The organism is Bacillus sp. NEAU-242-2 (assembly GCF_027853835.1).
GTDB classification, from domain to species: domain Bacteria; phylum Bacillota; class Bacilli; order Bacillales; family Bacillaceae; genus Bacillus; species Bacillus velezensis.
Genome location: NZ_JAPNNY010000001.1, coordinates 164182 through 178558 on the forward strand (window position 1 = coordinate 164182; position 14377 = coordinate 178558).

Consider the following 14377-nt stretch of genomic DNA (forward strand, 5'->3'; position numbering starts at 1 on the left):
TTAAGAAACATGCACTTGAAAAAATGCGAATCATATATAAGTGATATCCCGTTTAATTGGTTGAGGAGGATATTATGAAACCTATGCTGCCTTTTGAAAAATATTTTGGTGATTTAGAACTGGTTTATGCATTTTATGGAGCTATGCCTACCGGTGTTACTGTCTCAGAAACCGGTCGTATATTCATTTGTTTTCCGAAATGGGGAGACGATGTTAAATTTACGGTTGCGGAAATAATTGGGGATAAATTGCAGCCTTATCCTGATTTACAAACCAATTTGGTTAACCCTGAGAATATCAAAATGACTTTCATCAGTGTCCAAAGTGTAGTTGCTGATGGAAGAGGAACGCTTTGGATACTAGATACAGCGGCGCCCAATTTTTCTGAACCAATTAAAGGCGGGGCAAAATTAGTCGCTGTTGATTTAAAAACCAATACAATCAGAAGAGTGTATACCTTTACAGAAGATGTTGTCCTTCCAACAACTTACCTGAATGATGTCCGATTTGATTTTCGTGTTGGAACTGCAGGTTATGCCTATATAACGGATTCTTCTTCCAAAGGACCAGGAGCTATTATCGTCGTTGATTTAGAAACCGGAAACGCATTTAGACGGTTAAATGGAGCAAATCCAACTTCACCGGATTCCTCTTTTATACCGAAAGTAGAAGGCAAAATTTTGATGAATCGTAACAGGGATGGTTCAACTTCCCCATTTAGGCTGGCATCCGACGGTATTGCGATCTCTCCTGACGGAAAGGTATTATTTTTTTGTCCCCTGACCAGCCGCCATTTGTTCTCTATCTCAACAGAAGCCCTGAGAGATAGAAATATATCGGACATGGATTTACTTTATTATGTGGCGTATTGGGGAGAAAAAGGCGCGTCTGATGGAATGATTACAGATGCAAAAGGAGCCGTTTATGCCGGAGATTATGAGAACAATAGTATTCGAAAGATGCTGCCGAATGGCACAATGGAAACGATCGCACATGATCCGATAATTTTATGGCCGGATACTTTTTCGATTGGTCCGGATGGATACTTATACGTCATCGTGAACCAATTACATCGGCAGGCTAGATTTCATTATGGAGAAGACTTACGACAGAAACCTTATAGTTTACTTCGTATCAAAATTGATGAATTTCCTGCTCCTGCTTTTTGAAAATAAAAATGGCCGGTTCAATTTTAGAGCATAATTGGCTTCATGTAGCCTTCATCCTAAACCGAATAAGGGATTACAATTAATACGTGGCCTCAATTATGGAGTTAGATTCATAACTTCAATTTTTTTTGGTCATATTTTGGTCAAGGACCAAAATATCGACCTCTTAATCTTATGACAAAATCAAAAAATCCCCTGACACCAATAGTGCCAAGGGATTGAGCGATTAATACTGAGACATGTACTGTTCGCGCTCCCAAGGGTGAACTTGCGTGCGGAACATATCCCATTCGATTTCTTTTGCTTCGATGAAGTGTTCGAACAGGTGCTCGCCGAGCGCTGCAACCATGACTTCGTTTGATTTGAATTCGTCGAGAGCTTCCGCCAGTGTCGCCGGAAGATCTACGATGCCGTTTTCCATGCGCTCTTCTTTGCTCATGACGTAGATGTTGCGGTCAATCGGAGCCGGTGCTTCAAGTTTGTTTTTGATTCCGTCAAGGCCTGCTGCAAGCAATACGCTTAACGCCAAGTACGGGTTTGCCGCCGGGTCTACGCTGCGGACTTCAACACGCGTGCTGATGCCGCGGGAAGCCGGGATACGGATCAGCGGGCTTCTGTTTTGTGCGCTCCATGCCACGTAGCAAGGTGCTTCATAGCCCGGAACAAGGCGTTTGTAAGAGTTCACTGTCGGGTTTGTGACAGCCGTAAAGCTTGTCGCGTGTTTTACGATACCGGCAATGAAATGTTTTGCTGTTTCACTCAGCTGAAGATCAGCGTCTTTATCAAAGAATGCGTTAACGTTATCTTTAAAGAGTGATAGGTTGCAGTGCATACCGGAACCGTTTACGCCGAACAGCGGTTTTGGCATGAATGTCGCATGCAGACCGTGTTTGCGGGCGATCGTTTTGACAACCAGTTTGAAAGTTTGGATGTCGTCACAAGAACGGATGGCACCGGCATATTTAAAATCGATTTCGTGCTGACCCGGAGCAACTTCATGGTGAGATGCTTCGATTTCAAAGCCCATTTCTTCAAGCTCAAGCACGATATCGCGGCGGCAGTTTTCTCCCAAGTCAGTCGGAGCCAGATCGAAGTATCCGCCTTTATCGTTCAATTCAAGCGTCGGTTCGCCTTTTTCATCTAATTTAAACAGGAAGAATTCAGGCTCAGGTCCAAGATTGAAATCGCTGAAACCGAGTTCTTTCATTTCTTTCAGAATCCGTTTGAGGTTGTTACGCGGGTCACCTTCGAACGGCGTGCCGTCCGGATTGTAAATGTCACAGATGAAGCGTGCTACTTTACCTTTTTCAGCCGTCCATGGGAAGATTACAAATGTGTTCAGATCAGGATATAAGTACATATCAGACTCTTCGATACGGACGAAACCTTCGATGGAAGAACCGTCGAACATGCATTTATTATCAAGTGCTTTTTCAAGCTGGCTCACAGGAATTTCCACGTTTTTAATCGTTCCGAGAATGTCTGTGAATTGAAGGCGGATATACTTTACGTTTTCCTCATTTACTAATTTTACGATGTCTTCTCTTGTGTACTTTGCCATTTCGTAAAACTCCTCCTCTAAAAGGTAAATGTATATAGCAAAACAGTTGCTAACGGATTAATGAAAGAATCGGGACATGTCACCTTGGCGGAAAGTATTTCCCCGCTGGAAACGGCCTGCCTGCATCAGTTCGTTTTTCAGAAGCTTTCTGAGTTCGTCATCAGACAGATTGTGCTTCATCGGTTTGGCTGTTTTTTCGGATTTTTCTTCCGGTTCGGCAGATGCCTTATCCAGAATTTGTTTGATCCCCGCCATATTGACGCCTTGTTCAATCAGATTTTTGATTTCTAACAGTTTATCTACATCATGGAATGAAAATAATCGTCTATTTCCTTCGCTTCTCGCTGGAAATATCAATCCATTTTCCTCATAATATCGAATTTGCCGGGCAGAAAGTTCTGTTAACTGCATGACAATTCCAATTGGAAATAAAGGCATTGAGCGGCGAATGTTATCACTCATCTCAATTTCCTCCTTTTCTTATCTTAGTCTCATTATAGGTGATGTTATATTTTGTGTCAACACAATGTGAGGAATCTTAACATCAAATTCTTTGAAAATTGCAACCGGCCTAAATCAGCTCTTTTTCCATTAAAGCATTTACGGCGCTGCAAATCGCATTTTTCACGTGCGCGTAGGTTAATCCTCCTTGGACATACGCGACATAAGGCGGTCTGATAGGTCCATCTGCTGATAATTCAATGCTTGCTCCCTGTACGAAAGTGCCCGCTGCCATAATGACATCGTCTTCATATCCCGGCATATAGCTCGGATAAGGCGTCACATGCGCATTAATCGGTGAAGCATATTGTATCGCCTGGCAAAAAGCGATCATCTTATCAGGGTCCTGAAACTCAACTGATTGAATCAGATCCGTTCTCGGCGCATTCCATGCAGGGTTTGACGTAAAGCCGAGCTTTTCAAGAAAACAGGCGGTAAATACCGCGCCCTTCAAGCTTTGCGCCACTACATGCGGAGCGAGAAAGAAACCTTGATACATTTCCTGCAGTGAATAAAGCGAAGCCCCGGCTTCACTTCCGATTCCCGGGGAGGTCATCCGGTAAGAGCAGGCCTCAATCCACTTGGCTTTCCCTACAAGATAGCCGCCCGTTTTAGCAAGGCCGCCGCCCGGGTTTTTAATCAGGGAGCCGGCCATAAGATCCGCTCCGACGTGGCAGGGTTCCCGCTCTTCTGCAAATTCTCCGTAGCAATTGTCCACAAAAACAATGACATCTTCTTTGATTTCCTTTACGAAACGAATCATCTCTTCAATTTCATTTATTCTGAAAGACGGACGATTCGCATATCCTTTTGAACGCTGGATGCCGACCACTTTTGTATTCGGTTGGATTGCAGCCCGGACCGCTTCAAAGTCCACTCTGCCTTCTGATGTTAAATCGACTGCATTGTATCCGATTTGAAATTCCTTAAGCGAGCCTGAATACTCCCCGCCTCTTACTCCGACGATTTCCTCGAGTGTATCGTAAGGCTTGCCTGTGATATAAAGCAATTCGTCCCCGGGTCTCAGCACACCGAAGAGCGCGATTGAAATCGCATGCGTTCCGGAAATGATTTGCGGCCGCACAAGCCCCGCCTCTCCTCCGAACACATCAGCATAGATCTTCTCCAGTGTATCTCGTCCGATATCATCATAACCGTATCCGGTTGAAGGCGTAAAATGCGTATCGCTTACTTTATGTTTTCTGTAGCTTTGCAGGACTCTCCATTCATTCCGTTCACTGATTTCTTCTATTCTTTTATGAACGGCGGAGATTTCCGCTTCTGTTTCTTCGGCGGTTTTTTGTAAAAGAGCGCCGTGGGTCAGTGTGTCAAACATGTTGTGTATACCTTCCTTACATGAATTTCTTCAATTCTCCGAGTATGCTTTGTTCTTCCTGTACATAACCTGAGACTTCGTAGCGTTCATTTTCTTCATTAAAATAAAGGCTGTCGATCATGGTCTCTGATTTGATGCGTGACATCAATTTGCCTTCGGCGGCAGGCACATGAACTTCATACGGCATCATCAGCTCTCGGCGCAAATAAGCTTCGATTTCCGCTTTTAGTTTTGCTTCATCCCCGGCGATTCTGGCGCTGATCATGATGTGGCCTTCTCCCGCTGTCGGGATGAAGTCAGGAAGTGTCTCGTCACGTTTGTTATAAGCGGTCAGCACCGGAATATCATCTGCCTCAAGCTCTTTTAACAGACCGAGGACAGTCTGTTCATGCCCGGCATAATCTTCATTGGATGAATCAATGACATGAATGATCAAGTCTGCTTCCTTCACTTCCTCAAGCGTTGAACGGAAAGCGGCAATCAGCGTCGTCGGCAGATCCTGAATGAAACCGACCGTATCAGACAAAAGGACGCTGTAGCCGCTTGGGAGCGCCATCTTTCTCGTCATCGGATCAAGTGTTGCAAACAGCAGATCTTCTTCATAGCTGTCTGAGCTTGTTAATTGATTGAACCACGTTGATTTTCCTGCATTGGTATAACCGACGAGTGCAGCCTGAAGCACGCCGTTCTTTTTGCGTCTCTCCCGATAACGGCTTCTGTGGCGGATAACCGTTGACAGCTGCACGTTAATTTCGTGTATGCGGTTTCTAATGTGGCGCCGGTCTGTTTCAAGCTTTGTCTCACCGGGCCCTCTCGTCCCGATTCCGCCGCCTTGTCTTGAGAGATTGATTCCTTGTCCGCTCAGACGCGGCAGCGCGTATTGAAGCTGGGCCAATTCGATCTGAAGCTTTCCTTCTCTCGTCTTCGCCCTTTTTGCGAAAATATCCAAAATAAGCTGCGTGCGGTCGATGATCTTCGCTTCAATTGCAGTGGCGAGTGATTTAAGCTGGCTCGGTGACAGTTCATCATTAAAAATAACCAGATCCGCTTCAAGCTCTTCACACAGCGCCTTCAGCTCGTCTACTTTCCCCTTGCCTATGTATGTAGCGGCATCCGCTCTGTTCCGTTTTTGCGTAATCCGGGTCAGCACCGTTCCGTCAGCCGTTTTTGTCAATGAAGCAAGCTCTTCCATGGAATGTTCAAAGTGCTCATCTGTCATGTGCGGAAGCTGGCAGCCGACCAAAATGACCGTTTCTTTTTTTCCTTCCTGTTCGTTCAAATGGATGTTCCTTTCTGTGTCGTATTGGGCAGTAGTACTATCATACCAAACCCGCAGGGCGTATACCACACATCCGGCGGGTTTTAAAGAGAGAAATAAAAAAGAGACCCCTCAAACCGGCTGAGAGGTCTATTCGTGAGCTGCCGCCTCATCTTTTATAAGTAAATCCTGGCTCTTGATCGTCATTAAATCGTTTTTTAAGTATTGGTCTCCCATTAAAAGTCTCATGGCCTGAGCGCGGATTGATTTTTCAATCACGTTTCTGACAAAGCGCCCGTTGCTGAATTTAATGGGGCTTGTCGTGCTTTTCACTGTCATTAAGTAATCTTTTAACTTCCACTCGGCTTCCTGGCTTAATTGATACTCCCGCTCTGCTATCATGCGCTTTGCGATGTCCATCAGCTGAGTGACAGAGTAATCCGGAAAATCGATGCTGATAGGAAAACGCGATTGCAGGCCGGGATTTAATGACAGGAAATGTGTCATTTCTCTCGAGTACCCTGCCAGGATCAGAATAAATTCATGCTGTTTGTCTTCCATATGTTTGACAAGCGTATCAATCGCCTCTTTACCGAAATCCTTTTCTCCGCCCCTTGCAAGTGAGTATGCTTCATCAATGAATAAAATACCCCCAAGCGATTTTTTAATCAGATCTCTCGTTTTTTGCGCCGTGTGTCCGATGTATTCACCGACGAGATCGGCACGTTCCGCTTCGATCAGATGTCCTTTGGAAAGAACGTTCATTTCGAAGAAAAGCTTGCCGATCAGTCTCGCGACGGTGGTTTTCCCTGTGCCTGGGTTCCCTTTGAACATCATATGAAGAGCTTGTTTTCCGACTTTCAGCCCTTGTTCGGCCCGTTTTTGGTTGACGAATATCCAAGCGTAAATTTCTTTAATGTTGCGTTTCATTTCTTCCATACCCACTAATGTGTTCATTTCTTTTTCAATTTCTTTCAGAATGCTGTGCTTGGCTTCATTTTTTTGCAGGGCGGCCTGATATTCCGCCTCAGCTTCTGCATTTGTCAGCACTTGCTTTTGGCCATTAAGAATGATGTTAATTTGTCCGTTATTTTTATAGGTTACAGCGCGCTCCAACATGCTCACCTCTCTGTTCTCTCTTTATCTTACTCATGATGAAGAGGTTCGGTGACATCCGCCTATCATCATGAGGCCCGTTTTCCTCTTTATCTGTCACTTTTTCCGTTCTCTTCGGGAATGATGTTGAATCCTGCGCTTTCCCGAGAAATATTTTTCATTTCTTATTGTATTCAGCAGAAACGGGAGGACAAACCATTTATTTTTATTTTCCGGGAAATGTTGGGTGTATCTCTCATTTTTTTCATGAATGACAGCCGTACAAGCACCTTTTGAACATCATCATATGCTGTAATGAGGTGATGGAGAATGGTTAAAATTTTTATAGACCCCGGTCATGGCGGAACTGATTCAGGTGCAACCGGAAACGGACTTCAGGAAAAAGCGGTCACGCTGGAGATCGCACTGGCTTTGCGCACGATTCTGACGAATGAGTATGAAGGAGTTTCTGTCACGATGAGCAGGACAAGCGATAAGACGGTCAGCCTGACGGAAAGAACGGATGCCGCCAACAGCTGGGGCGCAGATTATTTTTTATCCATTCATATTAACTCAGGAGGCGGAACCGGATTCGAAAGCTATATTTACCCCGGTGTCGGAGCGCCGACCTCGACTTACCAATCAGCCGTCCACACGCAAGTAATTCAAGCATCGGGTTTTAATGACCGCGGAAAAAAAACAGCCAACTTCCATGTGCTGCGGGAGACAAGGATGCCGGCGATTTTGACGGAGAATGGTTTTGTTGATACGTCAGCTGATGCAAACAAACTGAAAACAGCCAGTTTTATTGAAAGCCTTGCAAGAGGACATGCCAAGGGCTTGGAGCAAGCTTTCGGTCTAAAAAAAAAGGCTGACTTATATAAAGTGCAAATCGGCGCATTCAACGTGAAAGCAAATGCTGATGCGCTTGCCGCCGATGCGGTGTCTAAAGGTTTTGACGCGATTGTGCTTCCAAAAGGCGGCTTATTTAAAGTGCAGATCGGCGCATTCTCTTTCAGAGATTATGCTGAAGCGTTGGCAGCGCGGGCCGAAAAAGCCGGATTTGATGCCTTCATTGTGCAAGACTAAACGAAAAAACCCCTGCTCTCCCTTTTTTGGGACGAACGGGGGTTTTTTGTTATTGAAGTATATCGGCGACAAACTGAGACCAAGCTTCAAGACGCTGATACACATTTTCCTCTTTCAGTTCGCTCAGTTTCATCCAGCGCCCGGCGATTTGATCTTTTTCTTTCACTTCGACTTGTGCTGCAGGCGCTAACTGGAGCGCAGAAAGGATGCCGATATGCACCTTCCCTACATCGTTTTCATCATCATTGATCAAGCCGAGTGTGACAATGTTTTGTTTGTCCTCCTCGCGAATGTACAGTTCTTCCGCCAGCTCCCGGTCGGTGTTCTGTTTCAGCACTTCCGAAAATGAAGCCGCCCCTTCCATAGGGTTCATGTGTCCGCCGAAGCCGAGAGAAAGCTTATTATGGAGGCGCGATTCCCCTCCGCCCGCGAGCCGCTCATACACAAACACCTCATCATCACGGCGGATGACGACATACGGAATCGGCTGTTTAAATCGCGGGTCCTCTTCCGCGTCGCCTCTTCTGATTTCAAAAAAATGCGCCTCAATTTGAGCCATAATTTTTATGATACGTTCATCCTCGCTGTTGACTCCCTGAAATGTCAGCATTTCGTTTTGAAAGACGTCACTCCGCGGTGCAGCCAAGATGATTTCATCCATTTTATTCATGCCCGTTCCTCCTGTCTTACCTCTCCATTCAAGCCAAAAGAGCAGATATTATATCTGCTCTTCGTCTTGGCCAAAATAAAAATCTTCGTCCTTAATCGGTTCTACGGTCGCCTTTTTGTAGCCGTTCCCTTTCATGGAGAAGAAATCATGTGATTTTGTTTTGGTGTTTAATCCGTTTAATACGATCGGATTAATATCCTCTTCTTCAAAGTAAGGATCGAACCCTAAGTTCATCAAAGCTTTATTGGCGTTATAGCGGATGAATTTCTTTACGTCATGAGACAGCCCGACTTGGTCGTAGAGATCCTCTGTATATTCAAGCTCATTGTGATAAAGCTCTTCTAAAAGCTCAACCGCAAATTCGCGAAGTTCCGCTTTTTTCGCTTCTGTTTGTTTATTGTATATTTCCTGTGCCAGCAGTCCGACATATACACCGTGGATCGCTTCATCACGAAGAATCAGGTTGATGATCTCACCGCTTTGCATCAGTTTTCCCTGTCCGTAGAAATATAACGGATAATAGAAACCGCTGTAGAAAAGGAAGCTTTCTAAGTAAACCGATGCGACCATCGCTTTAAACAGTGAAATTTCATCATCTTTTTGAATGGCTTTGTAAAGCCCGACAATCATTTGCGCTTTTTTCTGCAAATATTTATTTTGTTTAACCCATTCAAATACTTCGTTGATCGTTTCAGTCGGAGCAAGCGTCATAAAAATATTTGAATATGATTTTGCGTGCACCGCGTTTTCCATCATCGCCATGAAATTAAGAACCGCTTTTCGCTGATGGCCCTCGACGTGCTCGGCCACAATCGGCATGCCTGTGTTCCCCTGCTCTGTATCAAGCAGTGTCAGGCCGGCGAGCACCTTCATGTACGTATCCTGCTCATTTTTACCCAAATACTTCCAAGTAAGAAGATCGCCGTTTAATGCGATCTCTTCCGGAAGCCAAAACTGCTTTACGTTTTGGTTGTAAAACATTTGGGTGAAATCATCTTCATGCTTTGACCAGTTTGCTGCGTCATAAATTTTTGTCACTGTTAACTCTCCTTTAATCAAACGACACAAGAAAGACAGCTGTCCTGCCCGGTATCTTTCGTTCTTGCATAGTAAATGGTTTTGATGCCTCTATGGTGGGCATACAGATCAATACGGTTCAGATCACGAGTTGTCATCGTATCTTTCAAAAACAGGGTAAAGCTGATTCCCTGATCGATATGCTGCTGGATTGTCGCGATCATATCCACCACTTTGAACATGTCCATATCATAAGCTTCTTTGTAGAAGAACCAGTTATTAGACGCTAACCCCGGCATCGGGTAATACGTTTTTGAATTTCCGTATGTTCTTTCTTCGATCCGTTCCATGATCGGCATAACGGACGCCGTGCTGGATTGGACGTAGGAAATGGAGCCTGTCGGCGCGATGCACAGTCTGTAGCTGTGGTACATGCCGTTTTCAGCGACAAACGCCTTCAGCTCTTTCCAGTCTTCGATTGTCGGGATGTGCATGCCTTCAAAGAGCGCAGCGATTTTTTCGTATGCCGGTGAGAACTCTTTTTCGATGTATTTATTGAAATATTCTCCCGTTGCATAAGTGGAGCCTTCATAATGCTCAAACGTTTCGCCTTTTTCTTTCGCAAGCTCAGCTGAACGCTGGATGGAATAAAAGTTCACCATCATAAAGAACGTATTCGCGAAATCTCTTGCTTCCGGGCTTTCATAAGCGATGCCGTTTTGGGCCAGGTAGCCGTGAAGGTTCATGGCGCCTAAACCGATCGACTTCATCGCTTTGTTCGCGCGTCTGACTGCCGGCGCGTTGCGGATATCCGTCGTCTCAGATACATGAGTCAGGGAATCCGTCGCGAGTTTCACCGTGCGCTCAATCGATTTATGTTTCATGACATTCAGTATATTTAATGAACCAAGGTTGCAGGAAATGTCCAAGCCGATTTCGTCTTCCTCGTCATAATCTGTGTAAGCCGAAACCTGTGACGCCTGAAGCACTTCAGAGCAAAGGTTCGAGAATTTCACTTTTGATACGTGGTTATTCGCATGCTCTTTGTTTACGTTGTCCTGGAACATAATGTATGGATAACCTGACTCAGAACGGAGAACGGCAAGCTTTTCAAGCAATTTGCGCGCATTCACTTTTTCTTTTTTGACACGCGGGTTGTCGACAAGTTCCTCATACATCGCCGTCATGTCCATCTCATCCATATGCTGGCCGTATTCTTTATAAATCGTGTGCGGATAGAATACATAAGCCGCTTTGTCCTCACGTGCAAGCTCAACGAACTTATCCGGAATGACGACACCGATAGAAAGCGTTTTGACACGCACATCTTCATCCGCAGAAATCTTTTTCGTATCAAGAAAGTCATTGATATCGCGGTGGAAAATGTTTAAGTACGCCGCGCCAGAGCCTTGTCTTTGCCCCATTTGGTCAGCGTAACGGAACGCGTTATCAAGAAGCTTCATGACGCCTACAACGCCTTTTGTGGCATTCTCAACATCTTTAATCGCTTCACCTTTCGCGCGGAGCTTGGACAGATTAAGAGAAACCCCGCCGCCCAATTTAGACAGCTGCATGGAAATATCGATCGCCCGTGAAATATCGTTTAAGGAATCATTGACTTCGAGCAAGAAACAGCTCACAAGTTCTCCGCGGCGTTTTCTGCCGGCATTCAAAAATGTCGGTGTGCTTGGCTGATATTCCTGATTGATCATCAAGTTCACATATTCTTTTGCTTTCTCAGTGTCGCCGTTTGCAAAGAACAGCGCGACGATTGAGATCCGGTCCTCATAACGCTCGAGGATTTTTTTCTTGTCATTCGTTTTCAAAGCATAGTCATTATAGAATTTAAACGCACTCATGAAGGAAGGAAAACGAAACTTCTTAGCGTAAGCTGTCTTAAACACTTCTTTAATGTCTTCAAAAGAATAAAGGCTTAAGAATTCCTCTTCGTAGTATTGGTTTTCAATCAAATAATCCAGCTTCTCTTTTAAATCGTGAAAGAAAACTGTGTTTTGATTGATATAGTCTACAAAATAGCTATGTACAGCCTCTTTATCTTTATCAAACTGGAATTTTCCATCTTGTTGGATCATGATTTCGTTATTTAACTGGATCCATTTTGGCACTTGATTTTGTGACAACTCTTTCTACCTCCTGAGTAAACAATTCAACGTCTTTAGATGTGCCGCTGAGTTCAAATTTGTGCAAGATCGGCACCTGATATTGTCTAGAGATGGTATCGGCGCTTTTTGCAAAGTTATCGCCCCATACTTTGTTGCCGCTCGCAGCGACTCCTAATAAGAGATGGGCGTATTTTTCGAGAAATGATTGTGTTGATGCCGGTACCTGACCGAAGTTTGTCGTGTAGGTGACCAAAACAAACGGAGTGTCCACGTGGTCCGTTTCGTCCACCTTGCGGATCAGCTGAAAGTCTGTTTTATTCACAAAACGCTGAACATTCCCTGTCTTTGAATCAAATATGATTTGAACCATCCTTATCACGACCTATCAAAAATAATGAATCTCTTAACACTATATATAGTATACTAACCTCTCAGAAAAACACAACATATTGAGATCGATTTATAAAAAATTCATATTTTTGAAAGAGCGGACTTTGGCTCCGGCCCGATTAACGCCCAAAAAAGAGAGCAGAACGAGAATCATCTCTCATCCTACTCAAGGTGTCATGTGTAAGCCGATGTCTATCATAACATGAAAAAAAACTGCTTAGTAGTCTAGACTTTTATTCTTATTTTTTGTAAGAATCACATTTTTTTTCGCTTTCAACGGTTTCTTCAATCTCCACATCAGCACCGATTTCTTTCAGTACGGCTTTCAGAGCGCTTGTGATGGAAGCCTCTCTGATCAGTTCTTTGCCGTCAACGATGATGCTGGTTCCATATTCATAGCAGGAATCATCTTCACAAGTTTCTTCCCAATGGTTGATTATCACCTTGTGTTTCAATCGTCTCACCCTCTGCATGATCAATGTCAGTACTTAGTGTAGCTTGTGCGGCCCGCTTTGTAAATTCGAACGCTTGTGAAATTTATTCAAGCTCATCCAGCGCCGTTTCTTTTTTCAGTTCGATTTTATCCGTTTTTTCATCATAGCGGTATATTTTTAAGTAACCGTCCTCGACAATGCCGAAACGATTATGTTCCAGCTGCACCACGCCTTCTGTCTGCGGTTCGGCATCCGCCAAGCCGCCGTCATCATCCGTCACCACCGTCTCGTGATTGCTGCAAGCTCCAAACAGCAAAAAAACAGCGATCCAAACGAGCGTAATCCTGATTCTTCTCAGTTCATTTTCACTTTCGAACACGATTTTCCGTACCCCCTTTTATCTTTCCGATATACGGCCTGCAATATACAGACGCGCATAGAAAAAGACCATTGTTCATGGTCTTTGTCAAAAAGTCTATTCAAGCTCAAGCTGGACGTTTTTTTGCGGGGCGAACGTGGAGATGGCATGTTTATAAATAAGCTGCTGCTTCCCCTCCGTTTCGAGCAAAACGGTAAAGTTGTCAAAGCCTTTTACCTGGCCGCGAAGCTGAAAGCCGTTGAGTAAAAACACCGTGACGAACGTATTGTCTTTTCGGATTTGATTCAAAAACTGATCTTGAATATTAATCGGTTTCATGTTTCGTCCTCCTTGGTTCTCAATACAATACTGTTTCGATTAAATTTCCAGTTTTCCTGCTATGCACTCGAAAATTTCCTTTTTTTTCTGCTCAATATCAACAGGCGGCGTCATATCTGTCCATGAAACGGGCATTTTATTGCGAAACCAGGTCAGCTGGCGTTTCGCATATCGCCTTGAATTTTGTTTTAATTGCTCCACAGCCTGAGGGAGCGGCACTTTTCCATCAAGATATTCATACAGCTCTTTATAGCCGATCGCCTGAATCGATTGGCTGTCCCGGATATTCATATCATACAGCCGCTTTACTTCGTCAAGAAGGCCGGTTTCCAGCATCAGGTCAACGCGCTCGTTAATCCGGCCGTACAGCACTTCTCTGTCCATTGTAAGACCGATAAGAACCGCATTGTAAAGCAGCTCCCGTTTTTGGGTTTTAAGATGCTCTGACATTGTTTTTCCCGATACATGCAGGATTTCGAGTGCGCGGATGACTCTTCGCGTATTGTTTTGATGAATGGCTGCCGCCGCTTCCGGATCGGCTGCCGCAAGCTTGGCATGAAGCGCTTCCGCCCCTTCTTCAGCCGCCAGTTTCTCCATGCGCTCCCGGAATACAGGGTCGCCGGAGTTTTCCGTGAACGTATAGTCATACAGCACGGACTGAATGTACAGACCCGTCCCCCCGACAATCATCGGCAGCTTTCCTCTACCGGCAATCTCGGTGATTTTTCCCCTTACCATTTTCTGATAATCTGCCGTTGAAAAAGTGTCGGACGGCTCCAAAATATCAATCAGGTGATGCGGCACGCCTTCTGTCTCTTCTTCGGTGACTTTGGCCGTTCCGATGTCCATCCCTTTATATACCTGCATGGAATCTCCGCTGATGATTTCCGCATTCAGCATTTTCGCGAGTCCGATGCTTAGTTTTGTTTTTCCGACTGCCGTCGGTCCGACGAGTATGACGACAGGCTGTTTTTTATTTTTCAATATGTATCACTCTCTTTTATAAATCTCCCCCTAATTATAGCATTCATTTCTTC

General features: G+C 44.7%; 15 protein-coding genes. 2 read left to right on the top strand and 13 right to left on the bottom strand.

Annotated features, from left to right (window positions below; all coding sequences use genetic code 11):
* Positions 1 to 74: 74 nt before the first annotated feature.
* Positions 75 to 1169 (top strand): L-dopachrome tautomerase-related protein, encoded by a 1095-nt coding sequence (locus tag OWN49_RS00535; protein ID WP_176283334.1) that lies wholly within the window; start codon positions 75 to 77, stop codon positions 1167 to 1169.
* A gap of 226 nt (positions 1170 to 1395) precedes the next feature.
* Here OWN49_RS00535 and glnA read toward each other — a convergent pair whose 3' ends face one another.
* From glnA to spoVK, 5 genes are all read right to left on the bottom strand, one after another.
* On the bottom strand, positions 1396 to 2730 hold the full coding sequence (gene glnA, locus OWN49_RS00540; RefSeq protein WP_003154048.1) for a type I glutamate--ammonia ligase: 1335 nt from the start codon (positions 2728 to 2730) through the stop codon (positions 1396 to 1398).
* Between the two features lie 57 nt (positions 2731 to 2787).
* Positions 2788 to 3192, bottom strand: coding sequence for a MerR family transcriptional regulator (locus OWN49_RS00545; RefSeq protein ID WP_007410366.1), 405 nt, complete (start codon positions 3190 to 3192; stop codon positions 2788 to 2790).
* Positions 3193 to 3301: 109 nt separating this feature from the next.
* Positions 3302 to 4567 carry a methionine gamma-lyase family protein gene (locus OWN49_RS00550; RefSeq protein ID WP_176283333.1) on the bottom strand — a complete coding sequence of 422 codons (1266 nt, stop codon included), beginning with the start codon at positions 4565 to 4567 and terminating at the stop codon, positions 3302 to 3304.
* Positions 4568 to 4583: 16 nt separating this feature from the next.
* Positions 4584 to 5846 carry a GTPase HflX gene (gene hflX, locus OWN49_RS00555; RefSeq protein WP_003154051.1) on the bottom strand — a complete coding sequence of 421 codons (1263 nt, stop codon included), beginning with the start codon at positions 5844 to 5846 and terminating at the stop codon, positions 4584 to 4586.
* A gap of 129 nt (positions 5847 to 5975) precedes the next feature.
* Positions 5976 to 6944: a stage V sporulation protein K gene (gene spoVK / locus OWN49_RS00560; protein WP_015417523.1), complete on the bottom strand. Its 969-nt coding sequence runs from the start codon at positions 6942 to 6944 to the stop codon at positions 5976 to 5978.
* Positions 6945 to 7250: 306 nt separating this feature from the next.
* On the opposite strand from spoVK, the gene OWN49_RS00565 reads away from it, so the two are divergent.
* Entirely contained in the window at positions 7251 to 8009 is a 759-nt protein-coding gene (locus OWN49_RS00565; RefSeq protein ID WP_069013563.1) for an N-acetylmuramoyl-L-alanine amidase, read from the top strand.
* 49 nt (positions 8010 to 8058) lie between these two features.
* Here OWN49_RS00565 and OWN49_RS00570 read toward each other — a convergent pair whose 3' ends face one another.
* The 8 genes from OWN49_RS00570 to miaA form a co-directional block, all read right to left on the bottom strand.
* Positions 8059 to 8679 (bottom strand): hypothetical protein, encoded by a 621-nt coding sequence (locus tag OWN49_RS00570; RefSeq protein WP_044053225.1) that lies wholly within the window; start codon positions 8677 to 8679, stop codon positions 8059 to 8061.
* Positions 8680 to 8727: 48 nt separating this feature from the next.
* A complete protein-coding gene (gene nrdF / locus OWN49_RS00575; RefSeq protein ID WP_024085331.1) occupies positions 8728 to 9717 on the bottom strand; it encodes a class 1b ribonucleoside-diphosphate reductase subunit beta in 990 nt (329 codons plus the stop codon).
* 17 nt (positions 9718 to 9734) lie between these two features.
* Complete coding sequence (gene nrdE / locus OWN49_RS00580) at positions 9735 to 11837, bottom strand: class 1b ribonucleoside-diphosphate reductase subunit alpha (protein WP_003154060.1); 2103 nt, start codon at positions 11835 to 11837, stop codon at positions 9735 to 9737.
* A complete protein-coding gene (nrdI, locus tag OWN49_RS00585; protein WP_003154061.1) occupies positions 11797 to 12189 on the bottom strand; it encodes a class Ib ribonucleoside-diphosphate reductase assembly flavoprotein NrdI in 393 nt (130 codons plus the stop codon). The genes nrdE and nrdI overlap by 41 nt, the downstream gene beginning before the upstream one ends.
* A 259-nt stretch (positions 12190 to 12448) precedes the next feature.
* Positions 12449 to 12664, bottom strand: coding sequence for a hypothetical protein (locus tag OWN49_RS00590; RefSeq protein ID WP_003154062.1), 216 nt, complete (start codon positions 12662 to 12664; stop codon positions 12449 to 12451).
* Positions 12665 to 12746: 82 nt separating this feature from the next.
* The gene (locus OWN49_RS00595) at positions 12747 to 13022 is read right to left on the bottom strand and encodes a YmzC family protein (RefSeq protein ID WP_071391798.1); all 276 of its coding nucleotides are present in this window, start codon (positions 13020 to 13022) and stop codon (positions 12747 to 12749) included.
* Positions 13023 to 13118: 96 nt separating this feature from the next.
* Positions 13119 to 13340, bottom strand: a complete 222-nt coding sequence (gene hfq, locus OWN49_RS00600; protein WP_003154064.1) for an RNA chaperone Hfq — start codon at positions 13338 to 13340, stop codon at positions 13119 to 13121.
* A 39-nt stretch (positions 13341 to 13379) separates the two neighbouring features.
* Positions 13380 to 14324 carry a tRNA (adenosine(37)-N6)-dimethylallyltransferase MiaA gene (miaA, locus tag OWN49_RS00605; protein WP_015388203.1) on the bottom strand — a complete coding sequence of 315 codons (945 nt, stop codon included), beginning with the start codon at positions 14322 to 14324 and terminating at the stop codon, positions 13380 to 13382.
* Between the last annotated feature and the right edge of the window lie 53 nt (positions 14325 to 14377).

Coding starts and splice junctions, on each gene's coding strand:
- spoVK (WP_015417523.1), bottom strand. CDS start 6,944: ATGTTGGAGCGCGCTGTAACCTATAAAAATAACGGACAAATTAACATC.
- OWN49_RS00550 (WP_176283333.1), bottom strand. CDS start 4,567: ATGTTTGACACACTGACCCACGGCGCTCTTTTACAAAAAACCGCCGAA.
- nrdI (WP_003154061.1), bottom strand. CDS start 12,189: ATGGTTCAAATCATATTTGATTCAAAGACAGGGAATGTTCAGCGTTTT.
- OWN49_RS00545 (WP_007410366.1), bottom strand. CDS start 3,192: ATGAGTGATAACATTCGCCGCTCAATGCCTTTATTTCCAATTGGAATT.
- OWN49_RS00570 (WP_044053225.1), bottom strand. CDS start 8,679: ATGAATAAAATGGATGAAATCATCTTGGCTGCACCGCGGAGTGACGTC.
- hfq (WP_003154064.1), bottom strand. CDS start 13,340: ATGAAACCGATTAATATTCAAGATCAGTTTTTGAATCAAATCCGAAAA.
- OWN49_RS00565 (WP_069013563.1), top strand. CDS start 7,251: ATGGTTAAAATTTTTATAGACCCCGGTCATGGCGGAACTGATTCAGGT.
- OWN49_RS00535 (WP_176283334.1), top strand. CDS start 75: ATGAAACCTATGCTGCCTTTTGAAAAATATTTTGGTGATTTAGAACTG.
- glnA (WP_003154048.1), bottom strand. CDS start 2,730: ATGGCAAAGTACACAAGAGAAGACATCGTAAAATTAGTAAATGAGGAA.